Genomic DNA, 25,945 nt, shown 5'->3' on the forward strand with positions numbered 1-25,945 from the left:
TCCGCAACGGAAGACCAGGCCAGAAACATAAAAACAGCTTTTGGGCATGCATAAAATGCCTTAAACTTTCGGCGAAAGCAAAGCATAATTCCGTTAAAAATTATCTTTTTACTTCACCTTAATTTCTTAATGTTAATTTAATATTCATCCAGTAGGGTTCAGCTAAATGCGTTAAAAAATAAGCCCTTTTCTATTGCCGAAATATTTGAAAAGCGGCTTTCAATGGCTGAAGGAAAAATGATGTCGGACTTTTTGCCTTTCTCCCGTCCGGCGATGGGCGCGGAAGAGCTTGCTGCCGTTAAGACCGTACTGGACTCAGGTTGGATAACAACCGGCCCGAAAAATCAGGAACTGGAAGCGGCGTTTTGTCGGCTAACAGGCAATCAATATGCCGTTGCCGTCAGTTCAGCCACTGCCGGTATGCACATCGCGTTGATGGCGCTGGGCATTGGTGAAGGCGACGAGGTCATTACACCGTCAATGACGTGGGTTTCTACGCTAAATATGATCGTTTTACTCGGCGCGAACCCCGTCATGGTCGATGTCGATCGCGATACGCTGATGGTCACGCCTGAACATATCGAAGCCGCGATTACGCCACAAACCAAAGCAATTATCCCCGTCCACTACGCTGGCGCGCCCGCCGATCTGGACGCTATTTACGCTCTTGGCGAGCGTTATGGAATTCCGGTGATTGAAGACGCGGCGCACGCGACAGGAACCAGCTACAAAGGTCGCCACATTGGCGCCCGGGGCACCGCGATTTTCTCCTTCCACGCCATTAAGAACATCACCTGCGCTGAAGGCGGTATCGTCGTCACGGATAACCCGCAATTCGCCGATAAACTGCGCAGCCTCAAGTTTCACGGGCTTGGCGTTGATGCCTGGGATCGACAGAGCGGAGGACGCGCGCCACAAGCGGAAGTCCTGGCGCCGGGCTACAAATATAATTTGCCTGACCTCAACGCCGCTATCGCGCTTGCTCAGTTACAGAAACTGGATGCGCTTAACGCTCGCCGCGCCGCCATCGCAGCGCAGTACCACCAGGCAATGGCAGACCTGCCTTTTCAGCCTCTGAGCCTTCCGTCGTGGGAACATATTCACGCCTGGCATTTATTCATTATCCGGGTCGATGAAGCCCGCTGCGGTATTACCCGGGATGCTCTGATGGCATCGCTGAAAACGAAAGGCATCGGCACAGGGCTGCATTTCCGCGCCGCGCATACGCAAAAATATTATCGCGAACGTTTCCCAACGCTCACGCTGCCTGACACCGAGTGGAACAGCGAGCGGATCTGCTCACTGCCGCTCTTCCCGGACATGACCGAGAGTGACTTTGATCGGGTCATTACCGCCCTTCATCAGATAGCAGGACAATAAGCATGTTTGACGCCGCCCCCATAAAAAAAGTCTCGGTGGTTATTCCTGTCTATAACGAACAGGAAAGCCTGCCGGAATTGATAAGACGCACCACCACCGCCTGCGAGAGTCTGGGCAAAGCGTGGGAGATTTTATTGATAGATGATGGTAGCAGCGATAGCTCGGCGGAGCTGATGGTTAAGGCGTCCCAGGAGGCCGATAGCCATATCATCTCTATTTTACTCAACCGTAACTACGGTCAACATGCAGCAATTATGGCGGGGTTTAGCCATGTAAGCGGCGATCTTATCATTACGCTGGATGCCGATCTGCAAAACCCGCCGGAAGAGATCCCACGTCTGGTGGCGAAAGCCGATGAAGGGTTCGATGTGGTAGGCACTGTGCGCCAGAACCGACAGGACAGCCTGTTTCGCAAATCGGCGTCAAAAATCATTAATCTACTGATCCAGCGCACAACGGGCAAAGCGATGGGCGATTACGGCTGCATGTTACGCGCCTATCGCCGCCCTATTATCGATACCATGTTGCGCTGCCATGAACGCAGCACCTTTATCCCTATTCTGGCCAACATTTTCGCTCGTCGGGCTACCGAGATCCCGGTGCATCACGCTGAACGTGAATTTGGCGACTCTAAATACAGTTTTATGCGTCTCATTAACCTGATGTATGACCTGGTGACCTGCCTGACGACGACGCCGCTGCGCCTGTTGAGTCTGCTGGGCAGCGTTATCGCCATCGGCGGGTTTAGCCTGTCGGTATTGCTTATTGTACTTCGCCTGGCGCTGGGGCCGCAGTGGGCGGCGGAAGGCGTATTTATGCTCTTTGCCGTCCTGTTTACCTTCATCGGCGCGCAATTCATCGGTATGGGACTGCTGGGCGAATACATCGGTCGCATTTATAACGATGTCCGCGCCCGCCCCCGCTATTTTGTTCAACAAGTTATCTACCCGGAAAGCACGCCGTTTACTGAGGAAAGTCACCAATGAAAGCCGTTATTTTTGCCTATCACGATATGGGATGTCAGGGCGTGCAGGCCGTACTGGATGCCGGGTATGAGATTGCCGCGATTTTCACTCATGCCGACAATCCTGCGGAAAACACCTTTTTTGGCTCCGTCTCCCGGCTGGCGGCAGAATTAGGGATTCCGGTTTATGCGCCGGATAACGTAAACCATCCTATCTGGGTCGACCGCATCGCTGAGCTTGCGCCGGATATTATTTTTTCGTTCTATTACCGCAACCTGTTAAGCGAAGAAATTCTGCACCTCGCCCCGGCTGGCGCGTTCAATCTGCACGGTTCTCTATTGCCTGCCTATCGTGGCCGTGCGCCGCTAAACTGGGTTCTGGTTAACGGCGAAAGCGAAACGGGCGTAACGCTGCATCGTATGGTCAAACGTGCCGACGCCGGAGAGATTGTCGCCAGTCAACGCGTCGCTATTGCGCAGGACGATGTTGCGCTTACCCTGCATCATAAGCTATGTCAGGCCGCGCGCCAGTTGCTTAATAGCATCCTGCCCACCATGAAATGCGGCGATATACCTTCTGTTCCCCAGCGTGAGTCTGACGCTACATATTATGGTCGCCGCAGGCCGGAAGATGGCCTTATCGACTGGCACAAACCGGTTTCCACGGTGCATAACCTGGTGCGGGCGGTAGCCGCCCCCTGGCCCGGCGCGTTCAGCTATAACGGCTCGCAAAAATTCACTATCTGGTCTTCCCGAATTTGTCCGGATGCGCAAGGCGCGCTTCCCGGCTCGGTAATTTCGGTCTCTCCGCTGCGGGTCGCCTGCGCCGATGGCGCGCTGGAGATTATTACCGGCCAGGCCGGAGACGGTATTACTGTACAGGGCTCGCAGCTTGCACAGACGCTTGGTCTGGTGGCGGGCGCGCGTTTGAACCGTCCACCAGCGACCAGCGGTAAACGTCGCATTCGCGTTCTCATCCTCGGCGTCAACGGTTTTATCGGCAATCATTTGACCGAACGGTTACTGAATGAAGAGAATTACGAGGTCTACGGTATGGATATCGGCAGCAACGCCATTAGCCGATTCCTGCTCCACCCTCGCTTTCATTTCGTGGAGGGAGATATCAGCATCCACTCAGAATGGATCGAATATCATGTCAAAAAATGCGATGTCGTACTGCCGCTGGTAGCAATTGCTACCCCGATTGAATACACCCGCAACCCGCTGCGCGTCTTTGAACTTGATTTTGAAGAAAACCTGCGGATTATCCGTTATTGCGTAAAATACCGTAAACGCGTGGTTTTTCCGTCTACCTCTGAAGTGTACGGCATGTGTACGGACGCCTCTTTTGACGAGGACAAATCGAATCTGATCGTCGGGCCGGTGAATAAGCCGCGCTGGATTTATTCCGTTTCCAAACAGCTTCTCGACCGGGTGATTTGGGCTTATGGCGAAAAAGAGGGATTGCGCTTCACGCTTTTCCGTCCCTTTAACTGGATGGGGCCGCGGCTGGATAGCCTGAACGCGGCGCGTATCGGCAGTTCACGCGCGATAACGCAGTTGATTCTGAACCTGGTAGAAGGGACGCCGATCAAGCTTATCGACGGTGGTCAGCAGAAGCGCTGTTTCACCGATATTCGCGATGGGATCGAAGCATTATTCCGCATTATTGTGAATGATGGCGATCGGTGCGATGGCAAAATCATTAATATCGGCAATCCTGACAACGAAGCCAGTATTCAGGAACTGGCGACGCTGTTGCTCGACAGTTTTGATAAGCATCCGCTGCGCTGCCATTTCCCACCGTTTGCCGGTTTCCAGGTCGTCGAAAGCCGTAGTTATTACGGCAAGGGTTATCAGGATGTCGCACACCGGAAACCCAGTATCGACAATGCCAGGCGCTGTCTGGGCTGGGAACCGTCTATTGCGATGCGTGATACGGTTGAAGAAACGCTGGACTTCTTCCTGCGCAGCGTAGATGTCGCGGAACGCGCATCATGACGAAAGTCGGTTTACGCATTGATGTTGATACCTTGCGAGGAACGCGTGAAGGTGTTCCCCGGCTGCTGGCGACATTGCATCGCCACGGCGTTCAGGCCAGCTTTTTCTTCAGCGTCGGGCCGGACAATATGGGACGCCATCTTTGGCGTCTGATAAAACCGCGATTTTTATGGAAAATGCTACGTTCAAACGCCGCCTCGCTCTACGGCTGGGATATCCTGCTGGCCGGTACCGCCTGGCCGGGAAAAAATATCGGCAACGCCAATGCCGGGATTATTCGTGAAACGGCAACATACCATGAGACGGGACTACATGCCTGGGATCACCATGCGTGGCAGACTCACAGCGGCCACTGGAGTATCCGCCAGCTTGAAGAAGATATCGCGCGCGGCATAACGGCGCTTGAGGCCATTATCGGAAAACCCGTCACCTGCTCAGCCGCGGCCGGCTGGCGAGCGGATGGGCGCGTTGTTCGTGCGAAAGAGCCGTTCAACCTGCGGTATAACAGCGATTGCCGTGGAACCACCTTATTCCGTCCGCTACTGATGCCGGGCCAGACAGGGACGCCGCAAATCCCCGTCACCTTACCCACATGGGATGAGGTTATCGGCCCCGCCGTTCAGGCGCAGTCGTTCAATACCTGGATTATCTCCCGTATGTTGCAGGACAAAGGCACGCCGGTATATACCATCCATGCGGAAGTCGAAGGTATTGTCCATCAGCCGCTGTTTGAAGATTTGCTCGTTCGTGCACGCGACGCGGGGATCACCTTTTGTCCTCTGGGCGAACTGCTGCCGACATCGCCTGAGTCTCTGCCGTTGGGGCAAATTGTACGTGGACACATCCCTGGCCGTGAAGGTTGGCTGGGGTGCCAACAGGCAGCGAGCGCCTCATGATGAAATCGATACGCTATTATCTGGCTTTCGCCGCATTTATCGCGCTCTACTATGTTATTCCTGTCAATAGCCGCCTGCTCTGGCAGCCGGATGAAACGCGCTATGCCGAAATAAGTCGGGAGATGCTGGCGTCTGGCGACTGGATCGTGCCGCATTTTCTGGGATTACGTTATTTTGAAAAACCGATAGCCGGTTACTGGATAAACAGTCTGGGTCAGTGGCTTTTTGGCGCTACCAATTTTGGCGTGCGGGCTGGCGCTATTTTAACGACATTGCTGGCCGCAGCGCTGGTGGCGTGGCTGACGTTCCGCTTATGGCGGGATAAACGTACCGCGTTGCTTGCCTCCGTTATCTTTCTCTCCCTCTTTGCCGTTTACAGTATCGGGACGTATGCGGTACTCGACCCGATGATCGCGCTTTGGCTTACGGCCGGGATGTGTTGTTTCTGGCAGGGGATGCAGGCCACGACCCGAATGGGCAAGATTGGGATGTTTTTGCTACTGGGCGCAACCTGCGGTCTGGGTGTATTAACTAAAGGGTTCCTCGCCCTGGCCGTACCGGTGGTGAGCGTGCTGCCGTGGGTTATTGTTCAGAAACGCTGGAAGGACTTTTTGCTATACGGCTGGCTGGCGGTCTTGAGCTGCTTTGTGGTTGTCCTTCCCTGGGCGATCGCCATTGCGCGACGCGAAGCCGATTTCTGGCATTACTTTTTCTGGGTGGAGCATATCCAGCGATTCGCCATGAGCGATGCCCAGCATAAAGCCCCTTTCTGGTACTATCTGCCGGTACTGCTCGCGGGAAGTTTACCGTGGCTGGGGTTACTGCCTGGCGCGCTTAAACTGGGCTGGCGCGAGCGAAACGGCGCATTCTATTTGCTCGGATGGACGATCATGCCGCTTCTCTTTTTCAGCATTGCGAAAGGGAAACTGCCCACCTATGTTCTTTCCTGTTTCGCACCGATAGCGATACTCATGGCGCGCTTCGTCCTGCATAACATAAAAGAAGGCGTCGCCGCGCTGCGTGTCAACGGCGGGATCAACCTGGTGTTCGGGTTAGTCGGGATCGTCGCAGCGTTTGTCGTCTCCTCATGGGGCCCGCTGAAATCGCCGGTGTGGACGCATATCGAAACCTATAAAGTGTTTTGCGTCTGGGGCGTCTTTACTGTTTGGGCGTTTGTGGGCTGGTATAGCCTCTGTCATAGCCCAAAATACCTATTACCCGCGTTTTGTCCGCTGGGACTGGCGCTGCTGTTCGGCTTTTCCATCCCCGACAGGGTGATGGAGTCCAAACAGCCACAGTTTTTTGTCGAAATGACCCAGGCGCCTTTGGCATCAAGCCGCTATATTCTTGCCGACAACGTCGGCGTCGCCGCCGGGCTGGCCTGGAGTCTGAAACGAGACGATATTATGCTCTACGGACACGCGGGCGAACTCAGGTATGGTCTTAGCTATCCTGATGTGCAGGATAAATTCGTTAAAGCCGACGATTTTAACGCCTGGCTCAACCAGCATCGTCAGGAGGGCATTATTACGCTAGTACTTTCAATAGCCAAAGATGAAGACATCAGCGCTCTTTCCCTTCCCCCTGCGGACAATGTTGATTATCAGGGGCGTCTGGTGTTAATTCAGTATCGGCCTAAATGATCGGCGTCGTTCTGGTGCTTGCCAGTCTGCTCAGCGTTGGCGGTCAGCTCTGCCAGAAGCAAGCGACACGGCCATTGACGGCGGGCGGACGCCGCCGTCACCTGATGCTGTGGCTGGGCCTGGCGCTAATATGCATGGGCGCAGCGATGGTGCTGTGGCTGCTGGTGCTACAAACCCTGCCGGTGGGAATTGCTTACCCGATGTTGAGTCTGAATTTTGTCTGGGTCACGCTGGCGGCCTGGAAAATCTGGCATGAACAGGTTCCGCCCCGCCACTGGTTGGGCGTCGCATTGATTATCAGCGGCATTATCATTCTGGGGAGTGCGGCATAATGGGCGTAATGTGGGGACTGATAAGCGTTGCAATTGCCTCCCTCGCCCAGTTGAGTCTGGGATTCGCCATGATGCGGCTGCCATCGATAGCGCATCCGCTGGCGTTTATTTCCGGACTGGGCGCATTTAATGCCGCGACCCTGGCGCTATTCGCCGGTTTAGCGGGGTATCTGGTTTCCGTCTTCTGCTGGCATAAAACATTACACACGCTCGCGCTCAGCAAAGCCTATGCGCTACTGAGTCTCAGCTATGTGCTTGTCTGGGTAGCCTCAATGCTGTTACCCGGTTTGCAAGGCGCTTTCAGCCTAAAAGCGATGCTCGGCGTATTGTGCATTATGGCGGGGGTAATGCTGATTTTTCTGCCCGCCAGATCATGATGGCTTGCGCGTCAACCGCTGCCATTCGTCGCAGGAATAACAGCGTGCATCAACGATTTTTAAGGTCTGGTGTTTTTCCCGATTAATACAATACTGCGCATCCTGTAAAGGCGACAGGATATCGCCGGGACTCAGTAATATCATGGAATTCGCCTCGGCGATCATTTTTAGCGAACCGCCGCTATCGCACAGCACCAGAACATGGCACGCCCTCTTTTTGACATAATGCGATTTCTTAACCAACCATTCCATAGCGCCCCCGTTTCACGCTGATTGTTCATAACACGTTACACATCAACGGATAAACAAAACGGCAATAGCGATGGAATGGTTGTATATTAACCTAACATTAATTTTTACAGTTCTCACACACCCACTGCTGGAGCGCACGGCGAGATATTTTAATCCCTCCGTTTTTCAGTTCTGACGGCAGCGTCAACCAGCGAACCGGCTGTTGAAAACGCGCCAGCTTATCGCGAACCCATTCAGCGAGGTTCACGTCTCCGGCCTGCGATGCATACTCCACAACCGCAACGGGACGATGGCCAAACTCTTTATCTTCTACCGGCACGACAAAGGCTTGTTGCACCAGCGGATGCGCGTTAATAACGCGTTCGACTTCCTCCGGCTGAATGCCTTCGCCGCCGCTAAAGAACAGGTTGTCCAGCCGCCCGGCGATGGTTAGCCTGCCGTGGTTCAGCTCGCCGCGATCGCGCGTGGCAAACCAGCCTTCGTCATTAACCAGCGGGATCAGTTTGCCATCACGCCAGTAACCTTCCGCCATACTGGCGGCGCGCAGCCAGACTTCATTATCGACGATTCTGATCTCTCTGCCGGGAAGCGGCGCGCCCACATCATCCGAACCATCGGCCTCTTTGGCGCATACCGTAGACGCGAACTCCGTGAGCCCATACCCGCACCAGCAACGAATCCCTTGTTTGCTGGCCTGGTCGGTGAGTTCAACCGGAATCACCGCGCCGCCGAGCAAAACGGCTTTCAGCGTCACCGCCGCCCGATTCGCCAGCAGCCGCCATAGCTGCGTCGGCACCAGCGAAGCATGAGTACACCCTGCCAGCATCTGCTCCAGCGGTTGCTTATCGCGTACCGTCATGCGCGCCCCGGCGAAGAGCCAACGCCACATAATACCCTGCCCGGATACATGAAACAGCGGCAGCGATAGCAGCCAGTCATCCTGCGGGCCAAACGGCATTAGCGAAAGCACCCCCTGCGCGCTGGCAAGATGCGCCTGGCACGTATGTACGGCCGCTTTTGGCAATCCTGTGGAACCCGATGTCAGCGTCATGGAAACCAGACGCTGCGGTTGCCAGGCCACGGCATACGCCGCTGTGCTCTTTTGTATCTGCAACGCGGTTAACCCGGAAAATACGTTTTCGCCTTCCAGTGTCAGCGCAAAACGCAGCGTTAACTTCGGCACCAGCGCTTCCAGCAATGTCTGGGGCAACTGCGGATTGACGGGCAGAACCCGCGCGCCGCACTGCATCAGCGCAAGCCATGCCAACAGAGTGCGCGGCTGATTCCCGGCGCGCAGCAGGACACCATCGCCCTCGCGTACGCCCTGCGCGGCAAACCCGCCCGCCAGCACATCAATACGCTCACAGAGGGCGCGCCAGCTTAGCACTTCATCGTTCAGGCGCAGAGCGGGCGCCTGACTGCGAACCTGACGCCAGTGGCGCCACGGCCAGTCCGTGAATGTCATAACAGTCGTTCCAGCTCATCACGCTTCAGACAAGGCAACGCGCTACCGGGCCAGGGGCGAACCTGTTGCGCCTGCATCAGATGCAAGGTATCCAGTCCGGGCAGCGTTCCCGGCGTCAACCAGGCGGCAATCCGCGCCAGTTGCGTCAGGCCGAGGCTGGACTCGATCGAAGAGCTGATGACCGCCGTCAGTCCCAACGCATGGGCGGCAGCGACTTGCTCACGCACTTTATCAAGCGATCCGGTCAGCGTAGGTTTAATAACCACAGCCCTGACGCCCTCTTCGGCTTCAAAGGTGAAATCCGCTTCGCGCAGACTTTCGTCCCAGGCAATCGCGATGCCGGTTTCACGGGCAAAGGCGCGGGAATCATCCCGCGTCTTACACGGTTCTTCGAGAAAGGCGATACGAGCGCGGTAATCCGGATTAACATACTTTGCGAACTGTTGGGCTTTTAGCGGCGTCCAGGCGCGATTCGCATCCAGACGCAGATGCAGATCCGGGATCGCCTCCAGCAGCAAATTAACCACCATGCCGTCACGTACCGCTTCATAGAGACCCACTTTGACCTTAGCGATTTTCTCGCCGGGCATATCGGCAAGCCGCAGCACCAAATCGTCAGGATCGCCAGTGCATAACGGCGCGGCGCGATAGTCCGCCGCCTCCGGCAAGACGCCAGTCAGTTCCGCCAGCGCGCAGCTTGCGCCAAACGCGACCGAAGGCATCTCGGGTAATCCCTCGCTCCCCTGAAGCCAGTCGTTCACCCATGTTAGTAGCGCCGTCTGCGCCTCTTCCCACGTTTCCTGACTGAACCCCGGCAGCGGAGAGATCTCTCCCCATCCCTCACGCTCGCCGTCACGCAGACAAACATACAGCCCGTCGCGAGTTTTTAACCGCCTGTCGCGCAGAACCACCCCCGCGTCCATGGGGATCTGCCAGCGGTATACCTGCGCGCTACGCATTATGGGTTCCGTTTGAATTTGCTGAAGTCAGGCTGACGCTTCTGGTTAAAGGCGTTACGGCCTTCCTGCCCTTCTTCGGTCATGTAGAACAGCATGGTAGCGTTGCCCGCCAGCTCCTGCAGCCCGGCCTGACCGTCACAATCGGCATTCAGCGCCGCTTTCAGGCAACGCAGCGCCATCGGACTGTTTTGCAACATTTCGCGGCACCAGCGCACGGTCTCTTTTTCCAGATCCGCCAGCGGAACGACGGTGTTAACCAGCCCCATGTCCAGCGCCTGTTGCGCATCGTACTGGCGGCACAGGAACCAGATTTCACGCGCTTTCTTCTGACCAACGATACGCGCCATATACGAAGCGCCCCAGCCGCCGTCAAAGGAGCCAACTTTCGGACCAGTCTGGCCGAAGATGGCGTTTTCCGCCGCGATGGTCAGGTCGCACATCATGTGCAGCACATGACCACCGCCAATGGAATATCCCGCGACCATCGCGACAACCGGTTTCGGACAGGTGCGAATCTGGCGCTGGAAGTCCAACACGTTCAGGTGATGCACGCCGGAGTCATCCTGATAACCGCCGTAATCGCCGCGCACCTTCTGGTCGCCGCCCGCGCAAAACGCTTTATCGCCTTCGCCGGTCAGAATAATCACGCCCACGTTGTCGTCGTAACGGGCATCCGCCAGCGCCTGAATCATCTCTTTGACGGTCAACGGACGAAATGCATTGCGCACCTGCGGACGATTAATGGTGATTTTTGCAATACCGTCGGTGGATTTTTCATAACGAATGTCGGTGTAACCCTCCGAGCAGTCGTGCCATTCTACCGGTGCGTAAAGCATTGTTTCATCAGGATAGATCATAGTGTGTCCTTTAGTCAGAGACGCAGAATCTGAGCCAGACTGTCTACCACGCCAGCGGGGTTTTCCCGATGCGCGTTGTGTCCGGCGTTACGAATAACATGGCATGTCGCCGCCACTTCCTGCGCCAGGGCGCGGAATTTGCTGTCGCGTTCGCCACATAAATAATAAAACGGAAATGCCAGCGCGTTGAGCGCCTCGCGTAAATCCGGCTGGGCGGCAAGCGATGTCGCCTCCAGCATCGCAGCCAGCGTTTCGCCGTTATTCTGGCTACGCAGCGCCGTCAACGTCTGCCTTTGCTGCGCCGTCAGCGAGGCGAACACCGGCTGCTGATACCAGTCGTGAAAAACCTCAGTCAGGGGTTCACGACGAAAACGCTCTGCCCAGCGCCCGTCAGACAACCGTCTTTCAGCGCGCGCCTGTTCATTTTGCAGCCCCGGATGACCGCCTTCGACCACCAGGCCGCACAGGCCTGGTATTCCCTGGCAGGCTGCCATCATCGCCACCCGGCCTCCAAGGGAGTATCCCACCAACCAAAACTTTAGTATGTTGTAACTAATTAACGTAGCGCGCAGCAATCTGATGACATCGGCAAATCCGCCGACCGGAATAGCCGCAGATCCGCCATGTCCCGGTAAGTCAATATAAAGCCGCGAACAGCCGTGAAACTGTTCGCCAACCGGCTGCCATTCACGGCAATCGCCAGAAAAACCGTGCAGGAAAACCAGCGAGGGCGCCCCAGGCTGTCCGGGCATGTGCTGCGCGTGCAACATCATAGATGGCTTACCTGAGCCAAAAGTTGCTGCAGCGTCTGCGCGCCATCCGTATCGTTTACCACCAGCTCAATCACCGTTGTCGCAGGGGTTCGCCACGCGCCAGCCAGCGCAGACTCCAGCTCTTCCCAGTTTTCCGGGCGATGATAGCGTAGGTTAAACATGGCGGCCGCATGGTCAAAATGGACGTTTTGCGGCATCAAATAAAAGCGCTCACGTTTGCTTTGCGGCGTCGGCAGCAGGGAAAAGATCTGCCCGCCGTTATTGTTGACCACAATCAACACAAACGGCGCGGATACCTGACGTAGTAACGCCAGCGCGTTAAGATCGTACAGCGCGGATAAATCGCCGACGATAGCCAGCGTCGATTTGGCGCTGGCGCGCTGCACGCCCGCCGCCGTGGAAAGCAGACCGTCAATGCCGCTCGCCCCGCGATTGCTGTATACCGGATAGCCAGCCGGCAACTGCGACAGCGCGTCAATCAGACGCACCACCAGACTATTGCCCACGAACAATTGCCCCTGCTCCGGCAGATAGTCGCGGATACGGTGCGCCAGCTGCGCTTCGCCAAAGGTGTCTCGCTGCGCGACCACCCGTTGCCACGCCAGTTCTGCCAGACGCGGGATCTCTACACACCACGGTTTACGTTTTTCCGCCGGATGCATCTCCAGCCAGTCGGCGATTTTCGCTACCAGTCTGCGTCCACGATGGTGCGCCGGGTCCAGACGACCTTCAATATTGTCGATTACCCAGTACTCTTCCGGCTCGCAGGTTGCCTGCCATTGCAGTAAGCGTTTTCCGGTAAGGCTACTGCCAAGCTGGACGACAATCTGCGCCTGCTGCAGTTCGGTCACCGCTTTGGCGTTGCCGAGCCACAGGTCGGCGCATGGCAGCGGCTGCCCGGTTTGCGACAATACGTCGCCAATTAATGGCCATCCCAGAGTTTGCGCCCACTGCGCCACTTTTTTGCCTTCTTCCGCGCTCATACGCCCGGCGACGACAACGCCGCGTTTTTGTCGCCAGAAGAACCAGTCGCGCTGTTTGTCGCTTTCCAGTCGACGCGCTTCGCGCAGCCAGGGCTTTTCATCCTGCCACCAGTCGCCGAGACGCTGCTGCCAGACCAGACCGGTGTCATTCATATCGCCATACAGCGGTTCGGCAAAAGGACAGTTAATGTGCAGCGCGCCCGCATGAAGCATGGCGAGCGCATTGTCGATGGTCGACACCAGCCAGCGCGCCGGAATATCCTGCGTGGGACGCGGCAACGACAGAGTTTGGGAGGGGTGCGAGGCAAACATCCCCGCCTGACGGATCGCCTGGTTGGCGCCGCAGTCAATCAGCTCCGGCGGGCGATCGGCGGTAAGTAAAATGAGCTTCTCGCCCGTCAGACCCGCCTCAATCAGCGCCGGATAGAGGTTCGCCACGGCGGTACCTGAAGTGACAATAACGGCAACCGGCTGTTGGCTGACTTTCGCCAGCCCTAACGCCAGATGACCAAGCCCACGCTCATCAAAGTGCGTATGGTGAATAAAAGCAGGATTCTCTGCCGCCGCCAACGTGAGCGGCGTGGAACGGGAACCAGGGGCGATACAAACATGCCTGACGCCATGACGGGTTAAGGCTTCCAGGATGACCGCCGCCCAGCGCCGGTTAAATGCACTTACTGACATGAGTTTGTCCGGTATCAATCATTGGGACTAAGTATAAAGAGCTGCAAAAATGGATTATTGATATGGGTCGGGAATATGTGACTCATTACGCATCCATCTGCAATAAGGTACGTAACCCGGCCGCTTTATTATCTATTTCCTGCCATTCCTGTTCCGGATCGGAGCCGCGGACGATTCCCGCGCCGGCATACAATCGCACCACATTGGCCGTCACTTTGGCTGAACGTAACGTCACGCAAAACTCACTTTGCCGCGTGGAGAGATAGCCTGCCGACCCGGCATACCATTCACGTTCGAACGGCTCATGTTGTTCTATAAAACAACGCGCGGGTTCACGAGGGATCCCGGCGACTGCTGCGGTAGGCTGTAACTGGTGCAGGCAGAGCGTGTCGTCCGCCTGATTAAGCGCCGTCCAGATACAGCGGCGCAAATGCTGAACCTTGCGCAGTCTGAGCACCTGCGGCGGCAGCACATCCAGCGAGTGGGTGCAGTTTTGCAGTCGCTGGCAGATGTCTTCGACAACCAGCATATTTTCTCGCTGGTTTTTATCGTCTTTCATTAACCATTCGCCAAGCTGCCAGGCTTTATGGTTATCCGGATGGTTCGCCACCGTCCCGGCCAGCGCTTCGGTACGCAGCGCCGTTTCACGCCGCCGCCAGAGCCGCTCCGGCGATGATCCCAGAAAGGCGGTATCGGCGGAAAAAGCCATAAAAAAGTGGTAGCAGTTGAGATTTAAACGACGACTGGACGCCATCATCGCGGCGGCATTGACCGGACGGGAGAATTGTAAGTCGGTGGCCCGCGCCAGCACAACTTTATCAAACGCCTCTTGCGCAATGGTGTGGGTGGCCTGCTGAATCAGCTTCACCCAACCGTCTTTGTCCGGCCAGTGTTGTTCGCTCGTGAGCGAAAGGCGTAGCGCCGGAACAGGCTTAATGCCGACCAGAGAAGCGAGAAACGCTTTCGCCTGGCGCGCATCATCGCGTAGCGAAACGTCACTGTGCAGATGTAAGCGTAAGGTCGCCGTACCCCCGCTACGTCGCCACTCCAGCCGCGGCAGCAATAAGTAGCCCTCTTTCGGCTCGAACGCATTCAGCCCCCAAATACGTAAGTCAGGCTGCGCGTGCTGACGTAAAAACCGTTGCGCCAGATCGAGCGATGAAAAAACGGTGATTGCCCCGAGAACGGCAGCTTCTTCGTCGCCATTGCGCTGTTGCCAGTAGAATTGCGGAAAGGATGACTGGCTGGCCAGCCAGCTCAATGCATCGAAGGCATCGTTTAAAGGGAAAGGCGCATCGAAAACGCAAAGCCCTGGCGTCGCCGGTATCTCTTGCGATAGCTGACGCGTCAGATTTTCCAGCGCAGTAGTAATAGAATGCACGCGGACCCTCCCTGTTAAAAACCCCACATTATACGGGGTACTGCCCTAAAAAAGCAGTACCTCATTTAGGGAGGGTTGCAATTCTGTTCAGTGGGGGGATTTAGCGCCGCGCCAGCAGCAGTCCAAGTACCAGTCCTACCGCCGCGCCTACGCCAATACCCTGCCAGGGTTTTTCATGAACGTAGTCATCCGCTTTATAAACGGCCTGCTTTGCCCGGTAATAATAGCTATCCGACGCATGGCTTACGCGGTTTTTCACCTCTTCCAGCGCTTGTTCCGCGCGGGCTTTCAGCTCAATGTATTTTTGATCGGCGGGATCGCCTGAGGAACGTAAAATCTCTTCCAGCGTTTCGCTGAGCAAAGTCAGATCATCATCAACACGTGATTCACCAAATTGATATGACATTCTCATTCTCCGTTGTGTTAACACCTGCTCCTAACTATAGTCAACGGTTTCGGTTTATGCCTGATGAACCTCCCGCGCCATTCCCCGGTGCGGAATGCCGTCTTCGTCATAAACATCGGTGACCGGAATAAAACCAAACCGCGCATAAAAAGGTTGCAGATGCGCCTGCGCTCCCAGATATAGCGGCTTATCCGGCCAGTGCCGCCCACAAGATTCCAGCGTTTTCGCCATTAATTGCTGGCCCAGTTTCGCCCCTCGCCAGGCATCGCTGACGATCACCCGGCCAATGACAACCGGGTCTGATTCGTTCTCGCTTTTCAGAATCCTCGCATACGCCACCAGCTCATCCTGATGCCAGCCCAGAATATGCCGATTGTCGCCGACTAAATCATCGCCATCCACATCCAGGTAAGGACAGCGCTGTTCTACCACAAAGACCGCGCAGCGCAATTTGAGTAACGCGTAAAGTTGAGGAACGGTAAGTTCGCTATGGTGGAGATCCTGCCAGTCAATCATGATGCGCTCCTGTGTTGTGGTAATCTTGGGTTAAACGATAACCAAACGTGTATGGACAAGATGGAATTAATTTTTTTAGGTACGTCCGCAGGCGTTCCCACGCGCTCACGCAATGTAACGGCAATTTTATTACATCTGCAACATCCAACGCAGCCGGGAGTATGGCTTTTTGATTGCGGCGAAGGGACACAGCATCAAATGCTTAATACCGCGTTTCATCCCGGTAAGCTTGAGCGCATTTTTATCAGCCATCTTCACGGCGATCATCTGTTTGGCCTGCCGGGTCTGCTATGCAGCCGGTCGATGGCGGGGAATCCCCATCCGCTAACCGTATACGGGCCTCAAGGCGTGCGTGAGTTTATTGCAACCACACTGCGCCTTAGCGGTTCATGGACCGATTTTCCGTTGCAAATTGAAGAAATTAGCGCAGGCGATATTCTTGACGACGGTCTGCGTAAAGTGACCGCGTTCAGGCTGGAGCATCCACTGGAGTGCTACGGATATCGCGTTGTTGAACATGACAAGCCTGGCGCGCTGAATGCCAGGGCGTTAAAAGCCGCAGGCGTTACGCCCGGCCCGCTGTTTCAGGCGTTGAAGGCAGGAAAAACCGTCACGCTTGCCGATGGAAGGCAGATCAATGGCGCCGACTACCTTGCTCCCGCCGTGGCCGGGAAATCAGTGGCGATTTTCGGCGATACCGCGCCCTGCGAGGCCGCCCTCGCGCTGGCGCAAGGCGTGGATGTGATGGTCCATGAAACCACGCTGGATGCGTCAATGGAGGAGAAAGCCAACGCTCGCGGACACAGCTCCACCCGTCAAACCGCGACGCTGGCGCGGGAAGCTGCCGTCGGTCGGCTGATCATGACCCATATTAGCTCACGCTATGACGATAAAGGCTGTCAGCGCTTACTGGCGGAATGCCGCGCTATTTTCCCGGCGACGGAGCTGGCTTACGATTTTTCTGTTTTCCCGGTTTAGCGCTCCATTTTTTGTCCTCATTGCCGATAACACTAAAAAAGGCAGGCTTTCATAATGAGGTTAGGATGGACAATTTTCAGAAAGATATTGATGACAGGGCCAATTTAACCCTGTCCAACCGTTTTGAACTGCTGTTATTCCGTCTTGGTACATCGCTGCATGAACAGAAGTCAGAGCTGTTCGGCATCAATGTATTTAAGCTGCGCGAAATCGTACCAATGCCCGCCTTTACGCGCCCGGCAGGCATGAAAGCGCCGCTATTGGGCATGGTCAATATTCGGGATCAGGTCATTCCGGTGATTGATTTGCCAGCGGTAGCGGGCTGCAAGCCGGAAACCGGGCTGAATATTTTGCTGATCACCGAATATGCGCGCAGCGTACAGGCATTTGCCGTCGAGTCGGTGGAAAATATTATGCGTCTTGACTGGCAACAGGTGCATACCGCCGAGAAAGCCGTCAACGGTCGCTACATCACCAGTATTGCCTGCCTGGATGACAACAAAGAAACCAACAACCTGGCGCTGGTGCTCGACGTTGAGCAGATCCTTTATGATATTGTCCCCTCCAGCCACGATCTGCGCGCCACCAATCTGAAGACCAATAAATTTTATATTACCCCAGGCGCGGTAGCCATTGTGGCGGAAGACTCCAAAGTCGCCCGCGCGATGCTGGAAAAAGGGCTGAACGCGATGGGAATTCCGCATCAGATGCATGTGACCGGCAAGGATGCATGGGAGAGAATCCAGCAACTGGCGCAGGAAGCGGAGGCCGAAGGTAAGCCAATTAGCGAGAAAATCGCGCTGGTCCTGACAGATCTTGAGATGCCGGAGATGGATGGCTTTACGTTAACGCGTAAAATTAAAACCGATGAACGGCTGAAAAAGATCCCGGTCGTTATTCACTCTTCCCTTTCCGGCAGCGCCAACGAAGATCATATACGTAAGGTGAAGGCCGACGGCTACGTGGCCAAGTTTGAGATTAACGAACTCTCTTCGGTCATTCAGGAAGTGCTGGAGCGCGCAGCAACAAACAGCCAGGGACCACTGATCAGCCGCAAAAGCGCCTGACGTAACAGGGGATGCCTACAGTACAGGCATCCCCTGACGCTTAGTGAGACAAGCCTTCCGCCAGTTTTACCAGTTTAATAAACTCCGCGCGATAGCCTTGTTTATCTTTCCCGCGCGCCTGTTCACCCCATTTAATAATTTGCGGCCAGGTCGTATCTGCCAGCGTTTCTGAGCCACGCAGTTTTTGCCCGAAAGCCGCTACCGTCGCGCGGAAACGAAAATCTTCAGAGGCGTCAGCAAAGCTCGGCATCTTTCCCATAACGACCGGGAACTCGGCTAATGTACTTTCGCTGCCCTGCGGCGCTTTCCAGCGCAATTTGATCCACGCCAGCTCGCTTGATTTTGTTGGCTTTGAGGCGGCTTTGTCCTGAGCGTAGCGCAGTTTATCCACCGAGGCTTTCTGCCCGTTAAGCGTCAGTTCAAAGAATAGCGTGACGTGTTTACCCGCGCCGATATCACCCGCATCAACCTTATCGTTATTGAAATCCTCGTCGCGCAGTTGGCGTTTTTCATAACCAATCTGCCGGTACTCAGTCACCCACTGCGGATTAAATTCGATTTGCGATTTTACATCTTTGGCAACGGTGACCAGCGTTTGATGCATCTCATCCTTGAGGACTTTTTGCGCCTCGGAGAGGGAGTCGATGTAGCTGTAATTGCCGTTACCCACATCAGCAATTCTCACCATCATGGCTTCGTTGAAATTGTCATCGCCGACGCCCAGCGTAGATAAGGTAATACCTTTCTCGCGCTCTTTTTTTACCAGCGCTTCGATGTCTTTGGGATCGGTAATACCGAGGTTAAAATCACCGTCGGTGGTCAACAAAATGCGGTTAACGCCGCCTTTGATAAACCCTTTTTCGGCCTGCTCGTAGGCTAGTCGTAATCCCGCTTCACCACCGGTACTCCCGTAAGCATCCAGATTATCAATTGCCGCTTTAATCGCGGTTGTGTTATTTCCCGCTGTAGACGCCAGCGCGACGTGAGTGCCGCCCGCGTAGGTCACAATCGTGATGTTATCCTGCGCACGCAGATCGTTCACCAACAGTTTTAGCGCCGACTGGATCAACGGCAGGCGTTCCGCTGGCTGCATAGAGCCGGAAGTATCAATGAGAAAAACCAGGTTGGCAGGTGGTAGATCTCTGGTCTGCATGTCCCGGGCCTGAACATCAACTTTTAATAGCGTACGCTGCGCGTTCCACGGCGAGGGAGCCAGTTCGTATTTAACCGCAAATGGCATCGGTATACAGGCCGCAATGGGTTTAGTGTTATCCTGCTTATCCGCAACGGGCTGAGGCGCGGGAAAATAGTTCAGCATCTCTTCTACCCGCACGGCTTCCGGCGGCGGCAGTTGTCCCTGATTCAGAAAGCGCCGCACGTTAGCGTAGCTGCCAGTGTCTACATCCAGACTAAACGTGGCGAGCGGCGCCTGACTTACCTGTTTAATCGGATTTTCATCGTAGTGTTCGTAACGCGCGGTCCCCATTACATTACCGCCTTGTGCAGCGAACGCTTTTGATGCCACGGCACGTGTCCGCATTTCATGTTGCGGTGCTTCGGCTGTTGCCAGAGATCCCGCTTTGGCATCTGCCAGAGATGCCGCTTTGGCATCTGCCAGGGCTTTGGCTTCAGCATTCGCTTTATATTCGGCTGCTTTTTTCGCAGCCTGTTGGGCGGCCTCGGCTTGTCTTTTCTGGACAGTGTCATCCCCGGCCTGAGCGCTATTTTCTTTCTGGATAGCCTGCTCCTGTTTTAACTCAGCCGGATTATTTCCCTGCGGGTCGGAGGGCTCCGGCCCACAGCCCGAGAGAACAACCCCACCCAACAACAGCATTAATGTTTTTCCATTAAGCATACAAATTCCTTTTCAATTATATTCGGGTAATTCTCTGCAGATATCCTGCATTATATTCCGCTTTACTTTTATTATCAGCATGACGAAAGTAGAAAATAATATTACCTGCGTTAATAACCACCCATAATAAAAAAGATAATTATATTTTTGAGACAAATAATATTTACGTTTAAGATGACAGGCTTAATCAGTTGGTGCCGTTCGACCCACAGATTCTGCATGAAGAACACTATTTACAGTGACCGATTTACCAAAAGTGAATATATAAGATGGGGGACTATCTGCACTGTGCCCTCGCCAGCACTTCCTTTTACAACCCGCCAAACAGCAATCCATTAAGCCGTGCCAATACTCACGTTATTGATGGAAAGATATTATATGCCGCCGTCACACGAAATAATGAACTGAGCGCGATCGGACGCCCTGAAATACGCTTCAGATCAAATTTTTCCCATTGAAGTCGATGAATAAACATTTATCCGGGAAACGGGTCACGAAAACAGTTGGGAGAGTTGTTCCACTGCCTGCTTGCGGAACCGGATACCGAATGTTGCGTTGCGTTCCACCCAACCTACGCCTGATGGCGCTTCGCTTAACAGGCCTACGAATTATCACATATTGATAACCCTGCAGGCCGGATAAGGCGTAGCCGCCATCCGGCATAAATGTTGTACTATGCCTGGTCAGCAACCTACCAGTTATAGCGCATATTCAGGCTAAAGCTGGCGTCGCCGTAGTCGTTCTTTCCCTTCTGACCGGCGGCCTGGGCGTAGACGCTTAGCCGTTCGCTGACGTTTGCCTGAATCCCCACTTTCACTTCCACGCGGTCGTTCGGCAAATCCTGCGATACCTTCGTGTCGCCAAAGGTGGCCGAAGCATTGTCGCTGGCGTGCAGCCAGTTGACCTCCATAAACGGCTGGATCCTGCCGCTCTCTTTGTACAGTTTACCGTCCACACGCACGCCTAAGCGCGTCGTCCAGCTATCATCGTTCTGGCCGCTGATGCGGGTGCCGCCATCGTCAATAACCGTGTCGGCGCTGTAGCGCTGCCAGGTGACCTGCGCCTGCGGCGTCAGGCTGACCGTGTTGCGGTTGCTTAACGCAATATCATAACGATAACCCGTCTCCAGCGAGACGGCGTGCGCAGCGGAGTCGTAACGGCTGGCGCTGAGTCCGTCGTTATCCACGCTGTTGTTGTAAGCGCCGTACTGATACCAGCTATCGATGTAAGCCCCGCGATGGCTTTGCGCATCGGCAAACCAGGTGGCGTAGAGGCCGAGGTTGTAGCCGTCCACGCTACCGTTGGCGGAGAACTGGCTGCCGTCCGCCCCCCGGTTGCCGGTGCTGTCGGTGCTGGCGTTGATGTAGCTGCCCATCAGGCCAACGGTGACGCTCTGCGCGCCGTCGCTCCAGGTCAGGATGTCGCCGCCGAGCTGGAACTGCGAGTAGTCGCTGTCGATATCTACGTTGCCGTTAACCGCCTGCGATTCGGCTTTACCGGCCTTAAAACGCATCCAGACGCTGCCGTCGGCGGAACGGTACTGGCAGCCTTCCCGGTCGTAGAGGGTCTGCATTTGCAGGTTGCGCGCCATCCACTGGTTGCCGAGATAAACGCCAATGTCGGCGCGGTACTGCGGCGCCACGGGCGTGACGTCGCCGCCGTCAGGTGGAGTGATATCGCCGCCATCGTCAGGCGGGGTGACATCGCCGCCATCGTCCGGCGGGGTGACGTCGCCGCCATCGTCCGGCGGAGTGACATCGCCACCGTCGTCAGGCGGAGTGACCTCGCCGCCATCGTCCGGTGGAGTGACATCGCCGCCGTCGTCCGGCGGAGTGACATCGCCGCCATCGTCCGGCGGAGTAACCTCACCGCCGTCGTCCGGCACGTCATCAGACTCGGAGCGCAAGTACCAGTCGCCGCCGTCTTGTTTCAGCGTATAGGTCCAGGCGTTAATATCAACATGCCCTTTGTAGAGCGTAAAATCACCGTCGGACTGGCCGCCCACCTCAATGACTTCAATACCGTTAACCGTTTGTGCGCCCAGGCCATTGACGTTGGTGATATGCAGCGTGGTGCTGCCAGCGGTGTCGCCGGTGACGATCAGTTTATCGGTGGGCGAGCTGTCATCGCCCAGTTGGGTATTGAGATAGAGATGACCGTCGTTGCCGGTATAGTTTCCCGCGATCGTCAGCGTATTGTTGGGCTGGTCGCTGCCGCTTATCATTGCGCTGCTGTTGACGACATCGCCGTTGACAGTGAACGTATCGACAAAGTACAGGCTGCCCAGATTGTTAACATGGCCGTTCACCGTGGCGTTATGGCCGCCAAAGGCGGCGTTCGCGGCGATATTAACCGCCTGCGCGCTCCCCGCAGAACCGATAGTCGCCGTTTCGGCCAGCCATAGCGTGCCCTCCTGCACGTCGGTGTCGCCGCTGTAGGTATTTTGCGCCCCCAGGATCAGCGTGCCAGCGCCCCGTTTGATGAGCGATTTGCCGTCCCAGTAGGTGGCGCTGTCGGGATTGAGCGTGGCGTCAACGTCCGTCAGCGCGGTGTTCAACGTGAAGCTATGACCTTGCTCACTCAGGGTGAAGGTGCCGTGGGCGTCGGTGGCGGCGTTGTCGCTGTCGGCATACTAGGACAACGAGGCGGTTACGTCATAGCGGGTGTCGTCGTCGGCGTTCACGCGCCCATCGACGGTGAGAAAATCCACCTGTTTGGCGTCCATACCGGCTACGGTGAATTGCGCAAAGTCGCTATCGATGGCGCTGTCCGTGTCAATCAGCGTGTAGGCGTACGCGTCGCGGGTCCAGGATTTTGCCACGTTGCCGATGCCGGTAATATCCAGCGTGCCGCCCAGGTTGGCGCGGTCGGCGGTGACGATGGCGCCGCTGTTGCTGTCGGTCAGGTGTACGGCCAGGGTGCTGTTCGCCTCCTGCGTTAGCGTATTTGCCCGCAATGCGCTGCCTGCGCCAATTGCGGTGGTGGCGTTATCGTGAGTGGTGAGATTTGCCGTAACGAACTGGCCGCTGGCGTTCAGTTGCAGGCTGGCGTAATTGTCGATATCGCCGCTGCCCAGCGCCTCAACGTTGCTGGCGACCAGCGTACCGTCGCTGATAAGGGTGCCGCCGGTATAAGTATTGCTGCCGGAAAGCGTGAGCGTGCCGTCGCCGGATTTTTCCACGCGGCCCGTACCGCCGATGTTGTTGGTAAAGTCACCGCCGGTGTTCAGCTCCAGCGTGGCGTTGTCGGTGACGTCGCCAGTGCCCAGCGCCTCAACGTTGCTGGCGACCAGCGTGCCGCCGCTGATAAGCGTGCCGCCGCTGTAGCTGTTGGCGCCTGAGAGCGTCAGCACGTCGTCGCCGGATTTTTCCACACGGCCCGTACCGCCGATGTTATTGATGAAGTCACCGCCAGCGTTCAGCGCCAGCGTGGCGTTGTCGGTGACGTCGCCGGTACCCAGCGCCTCAACGTTGCTGGCAATCAGCGTGCCGCCGCTGATAAGAGTGCCGCCGGTGTAAGTATTGCTGCCGGAAAGCGTGAGCGTCTCGTCGCCGGATTTTTCCACACGGCCCGTACCGCCGATGCTATTGATGAAGTCACCGCCGGTGTTCAGTTCCAGCACGGCGTCGTTAGTGACGTCGCCGCTGCCCAGCGCCTCAACGTTGCTGGCGACCAGCGTGCCGCCGCTGATGGTGGTGCCGCCGGTGTAAGAATTGGCGCCGGAGAGCGTGAGCGTCTCGTCGCCGGATTTCACCACCTGGCCGCTGCCGCTGATGGCGTTGTCAAAATCGCCGCCGGTGTTCATCTCCAGCGTGGCGTTGTCGGTGACGTTGCCGGTACCCAGCGCCTCAACGTTGGTGGCGACCAGCGTGCCGTCGCTGATGAGCGTGCCGCCGCTGTAGCTGTTGGCACCTGAGAGCGTCAGCGCGTCGTCACCGGATTTTTCCACCTGCCCGCTGCCGCTGATGTTGTTGGTAAAGTCACCGCCGGTGTTCAGTTCCAGCGTGGCGTTGTTGGTGACGTCGCCAGTCCCCAGCGCCTCAACGTTGCTGGCGACCAGCGTGCCGTCGCTGATGAGCGTGCCGCCGCTGTAGCTGTTGGCGCCGGAAAGCGTGAGCATCTTGTCGCCGGATTTGACCACCTGACCGCTGCCGCTGATGGCGTTGTCGAACGTGCCGCCGGTGTTCAGCGCCAGTGTGGCGTTGTCGGTGACGTCGCCGGTACCCAGCGCCTCAACGTTGCTGGCGACCAGCGTGCCGCCGTTGATAAGGGTGCCGCCAGTGTAAGTATTGCTGCCGGAAAGCGTGAGCGTGTCGTCGCCGGATTTTTCCACACGGCCCGTACCGCCGATGTTATTGATGAAGTCACCGCCGGTGTTCAGTTCCAGCGTGGCGTTGTTGGTAACGTCGCCTGTACCCAGCGCCTCAACGGTGCTGGCGACCAGCGTACCGCCGCTGATGGTGGTGCCGCCGGTGTAAGAATTGCTGCCGGAGAGGGTGAGCGTGTCTGCGCCAGATTTTACTACGTTGCCGCTGCCGCCGATGGCGTTGTCGAACGTGCCGCCGGTGTTCAGCTCCAGCGTGGCGTCGTCGGTGACGTCGCCGGTACCCAGCGCCTCAACGTTGCTGGCGACCAGCGTGCCGTCGCTGATGAGCGTGCCGCCGCTGTAGCTGTTGGCGCCTGAGAGCGTCAGCACGTCGTCGCCGGATTTTTCCACACGGCCCGTACCGCCGATGTTATTGATGAAGTCACCGCCGGTGTTCAGCGCCAGCGTGGCGTTGTCGGTAACGTCGCCAGTGCCCAGCGCGTTTACATCGTTGGCAACCAGCGTGCCGCCGCTGATAAGGGTGCCGCCGGTATAAGTATTGCTGCCGGAAAGCGTGAGCGTCTTGTCGCCGGATTTTTCCACGCGGCCCGTACCGCCGATGTTGTTGGTAAAGTCACCGCCAGCGTTCAGCGCCAGCGTGGCGTTGTCGGTGACGTCGCCGGTACCCAGCGCCTCAACGTTGCTGGCGACCAGCGTACCGCCGCTGATAAGGGTGCCGCCGGTATAAGTATTGCTGCCGGAAAGCGTCAGCGCGCCGTCGCCGGATTTGACCACCTGCCCGCTGCCGCTGATGGCGTTGTCGAACGTGCCGCCGGTGTTCAGCTCCAGCGTGGCGTCGTCGGTGACGTCGCCGCTGCCCAGCGCGTCAACGTTAGTGGCGACCAGCGTGCCGCCGCTGATGGTGGTGCCGCCGGTATAGGTGTTTTCCGCATTCAGGATCAGCGTGCCTGCGCCCTGTTTGATCAGCGATGTGCCGTCCCAGCCGGTGGCGTTGGCGGGATCGAGCGTGGCGTCAACGTTTTCCAGCACCGTGTTGACCGCAAAACTGCCGTCGGCATTGGTCAGGTTAAACGTGCCGTGGGCGTCGGTGACGGCGTCGTCGCGGTCGGCATACCATGTCAGGGCGGTGGTCAGTTCGTACTGCTTGCCCGTGTCATCAATGCGGCCATCGACGGTGATAAAGTCGGCCAGATCGGCATCCATTCCGGCGACGGTAAGCTTTTCGAAATCGCCCGCAATGGTTTTGTCTGACGCGATCAGGGTGAAGGTATCCAGATCGTCCGTGCTGGCGGGATCGCTGTCCAGCACATCGCCGACGCCGGTGATGTCCAGCGTACCGGCCAGCGAGACCTGAGAAGCGGCGTGGATAACAGGATCGACGGTGTTGCTGTTCAGGTTGATGGTCAGCGTGCTATCGCTTTTTTGAGTCAGCGTGGTCGCCTGTAGCGTACTGCCTGCGCCGATTTCGGTGTTGCCGCCGCTTTCGGTGGTGAGATCCGTTACCGTAAACTGGCCGCTGGCGTCCAGCAACAGGCTGGCGCGGTTGTCGATAGCGCCCGTACCCAGCGCGTTGACGTTAGCGGCAATCAGCGTGCCGCCGCTGATGGTGGTAGCGCCGCTGTAGCTGTTGGCGCCTGAGAGCGTGAGCGTCTTGTCGCCGGATTTCACTACCTGGCCGCTGCCGCTGATGGCGTTGTCAAAATCGCCGTCGGTGTTCAGTTCCAGCGTGGCGTTGTCGGTGACGTCGCCGCTGCCCAGCGCCTCAACGTTGGTGGCGACCAGCGTGCCGCCGCTGATGGTGGTGCCGCCGGTGTAAGAATTGGCGCCGGAGAGCGTGAGCGTCTTGTCG

The 25,945-nt window shown here is 56.6% G+C and carries 19 protein-coding genes and 1 pseudogene; 9 read left to right on the forward strand and 11 right to left on the reverse strand.

Annotated features, from left to right (window positions below; translation table 11 throughout):
* Positions 1 to 240 precede the first annotated feature (240 nt).
* Genes arnB through arnF form a run of 7 tightly spaced genes read left to right on the forward strand, consistent with a single transcriptional unit; the run spans position 241 to position 7,593 of the window.
* Positions 241 to 1,380: a UDP-4-amino-4-deoxy-L-arabinose aminotransferase gene (arnB, locus tag ACLJQD_RS15665; protein ID WP_001279284.1), complete on the forward strand. Its 1,140-nt coding sequence runs from the start codon at positions 241 to 243 to the stop codon at positions 1,378 to 1,380.
* A gap of 2 nt (positions 1,381 to 1,382) precedes the next feature.
* Positions 1,383 to 2,366, forward strand: a complete 984-nt coding sequence (arnC, locus tag ACLJQD_RS15670; protein WP_000458893.1) for an undecaprenyl-phosphate 4-deoxy-4-formamido-L-arabinose transferase — start codon at positions 1,383 to 1,385, stop codon at positions 2,364 to 2,366.
* Entirely contained in the window at positions 2,363 to 4,345 is a 1,983-nt protein-coding gene (gene arnA / locus ACLJQD_RS15675) for a bifunctional UDP-4-amino-4-deoxy-L-arabinose formyltransferase/UDP-glucuronic acid oxidase ArnA (RefSeq protein ID WP_000648764.1), read from the forward strand. The genes arnC and arnA overlap by 4 nt, the downstream gene beginning before the upstream one ends.
* The gene (arnD, locus tag ACLJQD_RS15680; protein WP_000169760.1) at positions 4,342 to 5,241 is read left to right on the forward strand and encodes a 4-deoxy-4-formamido-L-arabinose-phosphoundecaprenol deformylase; all 900 of its coding nucleotides are present in this window, start codon (positions 4,342 to 4,344) and stop codon (positions 5,239 to 5,241) included. The genes arnA and arnD overlap by 4 nt, the downstream gene beginning before the upstream one ends.
* On the forward strand, positions 5,238 to 6,884 hold the full coding sequence (gene arnT / locus ACLJQD_RS15685; protein ID WP_017442115.1) for a lipid IV(A) 4-amino-4-deoxy-L-arabinosyltransferase: 1,647 nt from the start codon (positions 5,238 to 5,240) through the stop codon (positions 6,882 to 6,884). The genes arnD and arnT overlap by 4 nt, the downstream gene beginning before the upstream one ends.
* Positions 6,881 to 7,216, forward strand: coding sequence for a 4-amino-4-deoxy-L-arabinose-phosphoundecaprenol flippase subunit ArnE (gene arnE / locus ACLJQD_RS15690; RefSeq protein ID WP_000580685.1), 336 nt, complete (start codon positions 6,881 to 6,883; stop codon positions 7,214 to 7,216). Before arnT ends, arnE begins: the two co-directional genes overlap by 4 nt.
* Positions 7,216 to 7,593, forward strand: coding sequence for a 4-amino-4-deoxy-L-arabinose-phosphoundecaprenol flippase subunit ArnF (gene arnF, locus ACLJQD_RS15695; protein ID WP_000538692.1), 378 nt, complete (start codon positions 7,216 to 7,218; stop codon positions 7,591 to 7,593). Before arnE ends, arnF begins: the two co-directional genes overlap by 1 nt.
* Here arnF and pmrD read toward each other — a convergent pair.
* From pmrD to ACLJQD_RS15740, 9 genes are all read right to left on the reverse strand, one after another.
* Positions 7,588 to 7,845, reverse strand: coding sequence for a signal transduction protein PmrD (gene pmrD, locus ACLJQD_RS15700; protein WP_000455132.1), 258 nt, complete (start codon positions 7,843 to 7,845; stop codon positions 7,588 to 7,590). The genes arnF and pmrD overlap by 6 nt on opposite strands.
* Before the next feature lie 97 nt (positions 7,846 to 7,942).
* Positions 7,943 to 9,310 carry an o-succinylbenzoate--CoA ligase gene (menE, locus tag ACLJQD_RS15705; protein ID WP_017442114.1) on the reverse strand — a complete coding sequence of 456 codons (1,368 nt, stop codon included), beginning with the start codon at positions 9,308 to 9,310 and terminating at the stop codon, positions 7,943 to 7,945.
* Complete coding sequence (gene menC, locus ACLJQD_RS15710; RefSeq protein WP_001255563.1) at positions 9,307 to 10,269, reverse strand: o-succinylbenzoate synthase; 963 nt, start codon at positions 10,267 to 10,269, stop codon at positions 9,307 to 9,309. The genes menE and menC overlap by 4 nt, the downstream gene beginning before the upstream one ends.
* On the reverse strand, positions 10,269 to 11,126 hold the full coding sequence (menB, locus tag ACLJQD_RS15715) for a 1,4-dihydroxy-2-naphthoyl-CoA synthase (protein ID WP_000640013.1): 858 nt from the start codon (positions 11,124 to 11,126) through the stop codon (positions 10,269 to 10,271). The genes menC and menB overlap by 1 nt, the downstream gene beginning before the upstream one ends.
* Before the next feature lie 14 nt (positions 11,127 to 11,140).
* Positions 11,141 to 11,899, reverse strand: a complete 759-nt coding sequence (gene menH, locus ACLJQD_RS15720; RefSeq protein ID WP_000979137.1) for a 2-succinyl-6-hydroxy-2,4-cyclohexadiene-1-carboxylate synthase — start codon at positions 11,897 to 11,899, stop codon at positions 11,141 to 11,143.
* Positions 11,896 to 13,566 carry a 2-succinyl-5-enolpyruvyl-6-hydroxy-3-cyclohexene-1-carboxylic-acid synthase gene (menD, locus tag ACLJQD_RS15725; protein WP_000116395.1) on the reverse strand — a complete coding sequence of 557 codons (1,671 nt, stop codon included), beginning with the start codon at positions 13,564 to 13,566 and terminating at the stop codon, positions 11,896 to 11,898. Before menD ends, menH begins: the two co-directional genes overlap by 4 nt.
* An 85-nt stretch (positions 13,567 to 13,651) precedes the next feature.
* Positions 13,652 to 14,947, reverse strand: coding sequence for an isochorismate synthase MenF (menF, locus tag ACLJQD_RS15730; RefSeq protein ID WP_000555674.1), 1,296 nt, complete (start codon positions 14,945 to 14,947; stop codon positions 13,652 to 13,654).
* Positions 14,948 to 15,047: 100 nt separating this feature from the next.
* Complete coding sequence (gene elaB, locus ACLJQD_RS15735) at positions 15,048 to 15,353, reverse strand: stress response protein ElaB (RefSeq protein ID WP_001519663.1); 306 nt, start codon at positions 15,351 to 15,353, stop codon at positions 15,048 to 15,050.
* Positions 15,354 to 15,407: 54 nt separating this feature from the next.
* A complete protein-coding gene (locus ACLJQD_RS15740; protein WP_017442113.1) occupies positions 15,408 to 15,869 on the reverse strand; it encodes a GNAT family N-acetyltransferase in 462 nt (153 codons plus the stop codon).
* Between the two features lie 60 nt (positions 15,870 to 15,929).
* On the opposite strand from ACLJQD_RS15740, the gene rbn reads away from it, so the two are divergent.
* Positions 15,930 to 16,847, forward strand: a complete 918-nt coding sequence (gene rbn / locus ACLJQD_RS15745; RefSeq protein ID WP_000419093.1) for a ribonuclease BN — start codon at positions 15,930 to 15,932, stop codon at positions 16,845 to 16,847.
* 65 nt (positions 16,848 to 16,912) lie between these two features.
* On the forward strand, positions 16,913 to 17,914 hold the full coding sequence (locus ACLJQD_RS15750; RefSeq protein ID WP_000368558.1) for a chemotaxis protein: 1,002 nt from the start codon (positions 16,913 to 16,915) through the stop codon (positions 17,912 to 17,914).
* A 40-nt stretch (positions 17,915 to 17,954) separates the two neighbouring features.
* Here ACLJQD_RS15750 and ACLJQD_RS15755 read toward each other — a convergent pair whose 3' ends face one another.
* Positions 17,955 to 19,769: a vWA domain-containing protein gene (locus tag ACLJQD_RS15755; protein ID WP_017442112.1), complete on the reverse strand. Its 1,815-nt coding sequence runs from the start codon at positions 19,767 to 19,769 to the stop codon at positions 17,955 to 17,957.
* Between the two features lie 691 nt (positions 19,770 to 20,460).
* Positions 20,461 to 25,945 (reverse strand): annotated as a pseudogene (locus tag ACLJQD_RS15760) (autotransporter-associated beta strand repeat-containing protein); the annotation flags it as partial.

Source organism: Salmonella sp. SAL04214 (genome assembly GCF_046550615.1).
GTDB classification, from domain to species: Bacteria; Pseudomonadota; Gammaproteobacteria; order Enterobacterales; family Enterobacteriaceae; genus Salmonella; species Salmonella enterica.